Source organism: Bacillus sp. JJ1127 (genome assembly GCF_036965845.1).
Lineage (GTDB): Bacteria > Bacillota > Bacilli > Bacillales > Bacillaceae_G > Bacillus_A.
On the sequence record NZ_JBALQK010000300.1, the window covers coordinates 1 to 9,806 of the forward strand.

Sequence of the window (9,806 nt, forward strand, 5' to 3'; positions counted from 1 at the left end):
ATGGATTTATATAGTAATTTTAAAGAAGGCCAGTGAAGTAGGTGAATGTTTATGCCATCCATTGTTGGCAACCTTATCGTCCAAAACAGTAACGGCTCTTTTAATTTAGGTGATTTTTATAACGTCTCTCCAAAAGAAAATACAAAATCCTATAATGGTTCAGGAGCATCAAATGTTGCTTTTGTCATCAATACTTTCAACGGTGTCAGCGCAACGAATACATTTGACGCAGATGTTGCAGATCAAAATCAAATTGGAACAGTGTAAAAAGAGTAGAAGGGCCGCCCTCCTACTCTTTTCATTTTTTATCCCGCTATTTGCAGGCAGAAGTGTTCATCAGCTGCAAGCAAATTCATTCTTCTTATACTTCATCCACACGCAGTATGTGATTACCATCAAAGAAATATAAATACTTTTCCTTTACAGGATGATGTAAACTCTTTTCTAACGCTTTTGCGTATAATGAAAGTTGCACTTTATATCGATCTTCTAAAATAGGTCTTGCCTGTTCATATCCACCTGGAAAACGCCCTTCTATTGTATCGGTTTTGAAATCAATTAATACAATCCCATCTTCCTCTTCTATCATGCAGTCAATAACCCCTTGGACAAGCACAGATTCTCCGCTTTTCTCCTGCCAATTTTGATACGCTTCTTCTGCTGAAAGCATCATCGTAAATGGAACTTCACGTTCTACACTTTTCGCTGCTAATACCCTTTTTCCAATCTCCGTATCAAAAAAGTCTACAATGCGGTCGATCGCTATTTCTTCTGCTTGTTCAAATGTTAGTAATTCTTTATTTACCATTTCTGCAATTTGTTCCTGAATGATTTCTGCTGTAATTGGTTTCTTCAAGTCCACATGTTGCATAACGGCATGGACAGCTGTTCCACGCTCAGCATACGTTAATCCTTTTTTCTCCATAAAGCGCGGACGCGTTTTTATAGGCGCTCGAAGTTTTTTAATAAAGGCGTTGTCACTTCCGTCTTCCGATTGATAATTTCGCTTTATCTCCGTAACAGACTGCTTGGCACGGTGGACTGTTGCTTCTTCGTATTCGTATTCCCACGTTAACCGATCGTATACCTCTTCTTTTCGTTCACTCTCTAGTGGAACGGGGATTTTCTCACGAAGTGCTTCTAATAGTTCTTGCTTTTCTTCTTGCACTGGTTCTGGTGCAAGTAGACTCTTTCCATCAACAACTTCTACTTTCCAACTCGCATTATATTCATAAATTTCATTTGGAATTGTTCCTTGACCTAATTCTAGAAGTATTTCACTATCTCGATGCCTGTATAGTGACGGTGCAATCCAATCTAAATAGCAAGATGCCCCAGCACGGACGTAATCTGGTAATAACCACTCTGTATGTTCCCTAGCATCCAGCCATTTCTCCATTTCTTTCTCTTTATCTTTCACCGTACCGATTAAAATCAACTTTTCTTTCGCACGTGTTAAAGCAACATATAATACGCGCATCTCCTCTGCAATCAGTTCCATCTTCATCTTACGTTTAATCGCTAATTGCGATAGCGTCGTATATTTAATTCTTTTACGCGGATCAATAAATTGCGAACCAAAGCCAAAATCTTTGTGTAACAAGAAGCGCTTCATTAAATCTTGCGTATTAAAACGACGACCAAGTCCTGCTACAAATACAACCGGAAACTCTAAACCTTTACTTTTATGAATCGTCATAATCCGAACAACATCTTCTTGCTCACCAAGCGCTCTTGCAGTTCCCATATCATCACCGCGCTCTAAAATACGTTCAATAAAACGTAAGAAACGGAATAATCCGCGGAAAGATGTTGCTTCATACTGTCTTGCCCGATCATATAATACGCGTAAATTAGCCTGTCTTTGTTTGCCAGCTGGAAGACCGCCAACGAAATCATAATAACCTGTCTCACGATATACTTTCCAAATTAAATCAGAAAGAGACTGTTGGCGTGCAAATTCGCGCCATCCTTGAAGTAAGTTATAAAACCACTCTAGTTTTTCATGCAGTTCCTTCTCTTCTTCAAGTGGTGCTCCTTTTAAGAATGAACGCATCACTTCATAAAACGAGCCTTTCTTTCCATGAGCACGAAGCGTTGCAAGTTCTTCGTCATTTAGTCCAACAATCGGTGAACGAAGTACAGCTGCGAGCGGAATATCTTGCATCGGATTATCAATAACACGAAATACATTCATCATAATATTTACTTCTGTCGCTTCAAAATAACCAGTCGCAAGATCAGCATATACCGGAATTCCTTGTAACTTTAACTCTTCCATAATTTGCGGAGCCCACGGCATGGAGCGAAGTAAAATAACGAAATCACGGTATTGTACCGGACGCATACTATCAGTTTTACGGTCATACACTTCATAACCTGAATCAACCATCGCTTTAATGCGCTGCGCCATAAGACGAGCTTCTAGCTGTGCTTTTTCTACTTCTGCACCTTCTTCTCCATCTATTACTTCTTCTTCAGTTTGCTGAATGCATAATAGTTCAGCCGCTACATCTTCACCTTTTGGATAGCTAGCACCTAGCTTTAATTCAGCGTCAGCGTCATAGTCAATCTCCCCAACTTCTTCGCCCATAATTTGTTTGAAAATAAAGTTCGTACCTGCTAGTACTTCATGACGGCTACGGAAGTTTTTCGCTAAATCAATCTTCATTCCGCCGTCTAATCCTTCTGGTGTAAAGCGTTTATACTTTCCTAAGAATAGTCCTGGTTCTGCTAGTCGGAAACGATAAATTGACTGCTTCACGTCCCCAACCATGAACAAGTTTCCTTCACTCTCAGAATCTTTCGTTACGAATTTAATAATCGATTCTTGTACGAAGTTCGTATCTTGATATTCATCGACTAGTACTTCAGCAAATTTATTACGATATTGTAAAGCTACTGCTGATGGCTTCATTTCACCTTCTTCACTTTGCTCGCTTAAAATTTGTAAACAGAAATGCTCTAAATCTGTAAAGTCGACCATTCCTTTATCTCGCTTAATAGCTTGGAAACGATCTGTAAATACTTTTACAAGCTGAACGAGTTTTTCTAATACAGGATGCATATCTTGGAAATCCCGCAAGAAACTTTCTGGCCTACGGCTAAATAGTTCTTCTTGTAATTTCTTCACTTCATCTTTCGCTTTATTACGAAGAGAATCTACTTGTTTTACAACATCTTCGTTATAATCACTTTTCTTAATACGCTTTAACGTTTGCCAAGATACATTTTGCATCGCTTCATAAACGCTTGTCCACGATTCACGAGCTGCGCTTGATAACGTTTTAAGTAAAGCTAAATCTGTTTGTAAAGTTTCAACGCGCGGTGCTGGACCGTCAGGAAGCATCGCAAGTTCCATCGCTTTACGAATATGCCCTTCCGCTGTGTCAAGCTGGAATTTTACATCTTCTAATAAGTAAGAAGCGTACACTAAATCTTCTATCGTTTTTCCTTCAATGTCATATGCTTCTACTAATTTATCAAGCCACTTCTCTGGATTTGGGTGTGCTCTTGATTCTGTATGAAGCGCTAAAATCATACGTTGTAAGTCATCATCGCTACGATCGCTCGTATAACGATCAACAAGTTCAAAGAATATCGTATTATCTTCTATTCCATACTCTTCTTCTAATATGTCATCTAGTACTTCTTCTTTTAATAACTCATTTTCTGTTTGATTCGCAATGCGGAAGCGAGGATCGACATCAAGCATGTAATAATATCCTCTAATCACTTGTAAACAAAATGAGTGGATAGTTGAAATGGAAGCTTTATTTAATAAGCTAAGCTGTTTTCTTATATGCTGTGAGCCTGGCTCATCAATTAATACTTTTTCTAACGCTTCCCCAATTCGGTTTTTCATCTCTTGCGCCGCTGCATTCGTAAATGTTACAACGAGCAGGCGGTCGACATCGACTGGATTTTCTTCGTTAATAATCTTTTTAATAATACGTTCAACTAGTACCGCTGTTTTCCCTGATCCAGCTGCGGCTGCAACTAAAATATCACGTCCGTTCGCTACAACTGCTTTCCACTGATCATCTGTCCATTGACTACCTTCTGGTTTTTCAGGCCAATTTTCTATCATTCTCCGCCAATCTCCTCTCTTATTTTCTCCATCGCTTCACTATCTTTCATATCTTTTAACGTACGGAATTGATTATCTTCAAGTGACTCATCAAATTGACAAACAGATTTGAAGTTACAGAACGTACATGCCGCTTTATTCCCCATTTTATACGGCGCAATATCGATAACACCTTCTGTAATGTCTTTCCCGATATTTTCAAACGTATGGTGGACATATTTTTGAAGTACATTAAACTCTTGCTCACTTGCAATGCTAGAACGCGCACTAAAACTACCGTCTTTTTTCAACCCAGCAGAAATAATATCAGAGCTTCCTGTTGTAAGTTTGTTATCCATTAAACGAACAACATCAGCATCTCCTAACACGAGCCCTTTCATTTTAAATTTCTTTAAAATTTCTTTTTCAATTTCTTCTTCAGACGCGTCTCCTTTCATCTCAACGATCGGGTTATGAATATGGAAGTACAGTACGCCCGCAGGTGATGCAGTACCACCCTTTTTCATCCACGTATTCGCATTTGAAATAACGACATCTAAATACGTTAACATTTGAAGTGCTAATCCGTAATATACTTCCGTTAAGTCTAACGCTTTCGAACTTGATTTATAATCAATAATACGAAGGAACGTTCCGCTCTCATCTTCCGCCTTATCAACACGATCAATACGGCCAACAACTTCCATCTTCACACCATTTGGCAACGCGAATTCCATTGGCGGAAGTGATCCAGTACCGCCCATACCGAACGGCACTTCTAAATCAACTGGTACAAAGCCACTCGACTTCGCATGTTCACGAAGAATAAGCGAAGTACGGAAAATGATTTGTTGTAGTTTTTGTTTTAAATAGAAATGACGGTTTGAACTTAATAAAATTTGTCTTTGTAGTAACGGCGCAATTTCTTCTATTACTAAAACAGAAAGATGCTCACACTCTTTTATTGATAAATCCGCCCACGTACGGTTTTCACGTAATAGCTTGTCTGCAATTCTCTTCAGGGCTGCATGGAATAGTTCACCGATATCTGGCGCATCAAGTTTGAAAATATCACGCTCTCTTAGCGATAAACCGTGCTGCGCAAAATGAGCGTACGCACAGCGATTAAATAATTCCATACGAGAGACGCTTCCTTTTATTTTATCTCCATATAAATCTATACTTACAGATGTGCTTAACTTCTGTGCACGATTTCGGTAAAACAGACTTGATAATACACGGCTACTTTTTTGCTTCCATTCATCTGAAGTAACGTAGAAGTTATATACGTCCCACCAAAAATCTAAATTGCCTTCAAATCCGTATCGCTTCCACGTTTGCAGTTGCTGCATTACATATGATAACGTCACTTCTGGCGTTGCTACGTATGAGATTTGTTCCGAACGAGATAAGTCATTTACGTCATTCGTTATAAACGATTCTTTCACATCAGGGAACATTCTTTTTATTTTCTTAATAAAGCTAGAAGCAAGTAACGTCTTTCCTTCTTCATCTGCAAGTGGACAAGAAATGTATAATTTCTCAGATGCTCTCGTCACCATTTGGTACATGACGAACTGTTCTTCTAATAAAGTTTGTCTCGTTGTTGGTGCTAATTCGATACCTGCAGCGCTAAGAATATCTCTTTCTTCATCAGAAAGCATGCCTTCATCCATAGGTGCTGCTGGAATCACCCCTTCATTTACTCCAATAATGAATGTCGCTTTAATATCTGATAATCTAGAACGATCGATATTGGCAACTAATACTTGATCTAACGACGGCGGAATGTTCGCGAATTGAAGCGCTTCAAGACCTGTCGACATTACGTCCGTAAACATAGCGAGTGACATTTTCTCTTCACCAAGCATCTCAACGAACGTATCAAGAAGACTCATCACTTCTTCCCATACTTGCTCATGGTCTGTCGCAAATAAGAAATCTCCACTTTCTTCTGCACGAATACGTAATTCCTCTAGTTTTTTCGGAACGTCAAGCTCCTCTAAAAATAAGTACACAGCTTCGCACATTTGCATAACTGTTCCGGCACGCTTCAGTCTTTTTTGCATGCGAATAACTGGCGTTCTTACAACGTCACGAAGTCGATTTATTTTCTCTTCCATTTCACGTTCACTATCTGTTATTGTCCCGCTTGTATCATCAAGAGAACGGTAACGTCGATACATCCACGGCTCCTCAGAAGTCCACCTCTTTCCTTGTACACCGTATGCTAAACAGTAGTTTTCAAACTCATCCATCTCTTCACGCATCGCTTCTTTTCTTACGTCTAGTGGATATAAAAGTTCTGTTTTAATGCAGCGAAACACCGCATCATAGCGCCAATTTCCGCTAATAATTTCTAATGCAGAACGAATGCATTCTACTAACGGATGGTGTGACATCGGGCGTTTTTCATCGATGAAATGCGGGATGTTATAATCCATAAATAATGTTCGCAATACATCGTAATAACTTTCTCCGTTACGAAGAAGTACTGCGATATCTCGGTAACGATAATCTTCATCCGCTACAAGTCTTCGAATTTCACGTGCAACGCCTTCTACTTCAGCTCGTAAATTAGCTGCTGTACTGATCGTTACACTCGCTTCTCCGTGAAACTTTTCATTTGGACGTGCTTCGTAATGCGTTTCTAAATGTGCTAATGCCGGAGAATGAAACCGCGGCTGTTCCATAAGTGGAACCGTCTTTTCAATTTCTATTTTCTCTTCACGTGCTACTTGTTTTACTTTTTCATACGTTAACGTCGTTTCATAAAATAAATCGAGCTCATTTACTGGCTGTGCTAACGTTTTTTCATCTATCGTTAATGTTATTGTTACTCTAGTCCCTAATCTCATTAATCCTCTAACAATTTCTAGCTCTTGAGGAGAAAATGAATGGAATCCATCTATATAAATTTCCGCACCATTTACATAGTCAGACTGCGGAAGTTTTTCTACAAGCAACTGTAAATAATCTTCTGAATCTAAATATTTTCCAATTAAAGCTCGTTCAAAATCATCATATAAAAGCTGAAGATCGTATACTTTATTCGCTAGTAGTTTTTGCTCTGCACTACTGCTGTGCGCATCTAATTGTTGCCACATTTCATATACGTTAGATGGCGTCACGTTATAACGTTTAAACTCCGCAATCATGCTACCAAGGTGTTCAAAGAAACCGTTTTGCTCTGCTGCTTTTTGAAACACGGATAGTCCATCTTTACGCGACTCTACAATTTTGCGAAGTAACATATGCACACCCGCTTCATCAATATGAAGACGACTTGCACCACCCACTTCTTGCAAAACCTTCCACGCTAACCTTGAAAAACTAAAAACTTGTGCCCGAATAGAACCTCTTACATCTTCACTTCCTATTAACGCTTGTTGCGCTTGGAATGTCATTTGCTCTGGCACAAGATATAAGATTGTTTTACCTCTTGGGCGCTGCTTTAACTCTGTTTGCACTTCATGTAAACAAAGCGTGCTTTTTCCACTTCCAGCTCTACCAATTACAAATCGAAGTGACATGCAATTCCCCACCTTTCATTCACATAACGAACGTTAGTTTGCTATTATCATTTTATTATAGGACAATAAAAAAGACAAACAGCGGCTGCTTGTCTTTTTATTTCCTACGTTAGGATACATCATTTCATTAACCTTTTGAAAAATTCGTTTGCAAATCACGAATCGGCCAATATCGTAAATCTACTTTACCGACAACAGTATCTGCTTTCACAAAACCAAACTGTCTACTATCCCAGCTACCGAGGCGGTTATCACCAAGTACAAAAATATATCCCTTTGGCACAACCTTTTCTCTCGTTGATTCTTCTAGCGTAAAATCTCCCGTCAGCTGATGCCCTTCCGCTTGCTGCTTATATGTTTCCAAATAAGGTTCATCCATAAACTTTCCATTTACATACAGCTTATCATGCTTATATTCAATTTGATCACCTGGTAAACCAATAATTCGCTTTACATAATCTTCTTGTTTATTCGCATGAAATACAACAACATCAAATCTGTTCAATTCCCCGACTTGATAGCTAACTTTATTCACAACAAGCATATTCCCATCTTGAAGTGTCGGCATCATTGACTTCCCCTCTACAACATACGTTGAGAAGAAAAACGTTCGAAAAAAAACAGCTAATAGCACACCTATAAAGATTGTTCTCATCCACTCTAGGCTTTCTTTTCTCAAAGCTCGCTTCATCTGCCTCTCCCCTCACCTTTTTCGATAATGAAGATGTATTTACAGTGAAGTCTAGTCTTAATGCAGTTCTAATTTCACTTCAATTTTCTTACCGATATACCATAAAATAAAGATAACACCTATGACAACAACTGTTTTCACAGGATTATGGATAAAAGAAGTTAAATCATGGCCGATATAACTTAGAATAAAAATCATTACTAGTTTCCCGAATGCTAACGCTAATCCAAATTGTTTTATACTAATACGCGATAAACCAGCGACTACATTAATAAGTGCAGACGGCGTAAACGGAAAACAAAATAGTACAAAAATAGGCGCGAATCCTTTTCTTTCAATCCATCCCATTGCACTTCGTACTTTCGCATGTTTATTTAAAAAGGAAAAAAAGCGACTCCGACCAAAACGACGAATAACAAAAAAAACAATTAACGCACCAAGAACTGAGCCGAACCATGAATAGAAAAAACCAAGCCATAAACCAAATGCAACGGCATTTGCCATTACAAACACTATGAGCGGCAATGCTGGGATAAGCGCCTCTACCATTGGTAATCCAATACCAAGAATCGGTCCAAACGCTCGGTAACTCTCGACAAGATGATCCATGTTTTCTACTGAGAAGTACTCTTTGATTGTTTGAAAATCCATTCTACGATTTACCCCTTTACTATCATTACTATCCCTACTTTATCACCGCTTAGCAAAAAGAGGAAATGGCAAATACGACATATGGAGATGTATTTATTTATTTTCCATACCTTTATGTAGAAATCCTTCATTATTATTGTGTGATAATCTATCATTATTTGACAGAATATTACATGTTAAGAAATGAAAAAAGGATGGTTCTCCATCCTTTTTACTTACTAGTCATCGTCATCTTCTTTCACAACATACACTTTTTCATAAGCAGGCTTCAATCTAGATTCATCTTCTTTAGCTACTTCTTTAAACCGAAGACTCCCCTGTTTATCTTTTCGATCCTCATATTCTGTCCGCAATTTTGCAGTACGATTTTGCTGATTTTCAAAACTACTCTTTGACATTTCTAATTTCACCGCAAGCCCATTAATAAATCGAATAATAAGATTACCGTCTGCTAGTTCTCTATTACTTACGATATGAAAATGGGATAACCACGCGCATTCCTTTCTAGAATAAGAATACGTAGGAAAGAAATACAGTTGATCTGTCGGACTAATTGCAATGGGTGCTTTGTGCGTAATACGTGTCAACTCTTTTGTACCTTCTTTTCTTCCTAAAAAACTAGATCCATGCTTGCGGCAGCTTCGTTCTACAATATCAAGAGGCTTTTGAAACATAAAAAAAGAATCTTCTACCTCAATCACTCGTGTCACAATGCTTTTTTCACCTAAAATAACTGGGAGTAAGGCCATAGTTTTCTTGTTTACGACATAGTTTTCGACATAGCGTTCAGCTCTGTCACCCATGCTATATTCACTCCTTCATTTTTTAATTCACATTAGCAGCTGCATGAATAATTGTATCA

General features: G+C 38.5%; 6 protein-coding genes. 1 reads left to right on the forward strand and 5 read right to left on the reverse strand.

The genetic code is table 11. The features are described from left to right. Window positions 1–51: 51 nt before the first annotated feature. Entirely contained in the window at window positions 52–267 is a 216-nt protein-coding gene (locus tag V7183_RS23190; RefSeq protein WP_141523246.1) for a spore germination protein, read from the forward strand. Between the two features lie 94 nt (window positions 268–361). Here the strand turns inward: V7183_RS23190 and addA are convergent, their stop codons facing one another. The 5 genes from addA to V7183_RS23215 all read right to left on the reverse strand — a co-directional run bounded on the left by addA (window position 362) and on the right by V7183_RS23215 (window position 9,747). After that, window positions 362–4,090 (reverse strand): helicase-exonuclease AddAB subunit AddA, encoded by a 3,729-nt coding sequence (gene addA, locus V7183_RS23195; protein WP_335360981.1) that lies wholly within the window; start codon window positions 4,088–4,090, stop codon window positions 362–364. Then, window positions 4,087–7,602: a helicase-exonuclease AddAB subunit AddB gene (addB, locus tag V7183_RS23200; RefSeq protein WP_335360982.1), complete on the reverse strand. Its 3,516-nt coding sequence runs from the start codon at window positions 7,600–7,602 to the stop codon at window positions 4,087–4,089. The genes addA and addB overlap by 4 nt, the downstream gene beginning before the upstream one ends. Window positions 7,603–7,729: 127 nt before the next feature. Continuing rightward, window positions 7,730–8,293, reverse strand: a complete 564-nt coding sequence (lepB, locus tag V7183_RS23205; protein ID WP_335360983.1) for a signal peptidase I — start codon at window positions 8,291–8,293, stop codon at window positions 7,730–7,732. A gap of 57 nt (window positions 8,294–8,350) precedes the next feature. Next, entirely contained in the window at window positions 8,351–8,944 is a 594-nt protein-coding gene (locus tag V7183_RS23210) for a TVP38/TMEM64 family protein (RefSeq protein WP_097897597.1), read from the reverse strand. Window positions 8,945–9,162: 218 nt separating this feature from the next. Next, the gene (locus tag V7183_RS23215; RefSeq protein WP_097897598.1) at window positions 9,163–9,747 is read right to left on the reverse strand and encodes a competence protein ComK; all 585 of its coding nucleotides are present in this window, start codon (window positions 9,745–9,747) and stop codon (window positions 9,163–9,165) included. Window positions 9,748–9,806 lie beyond the last annotated feature (59 nt).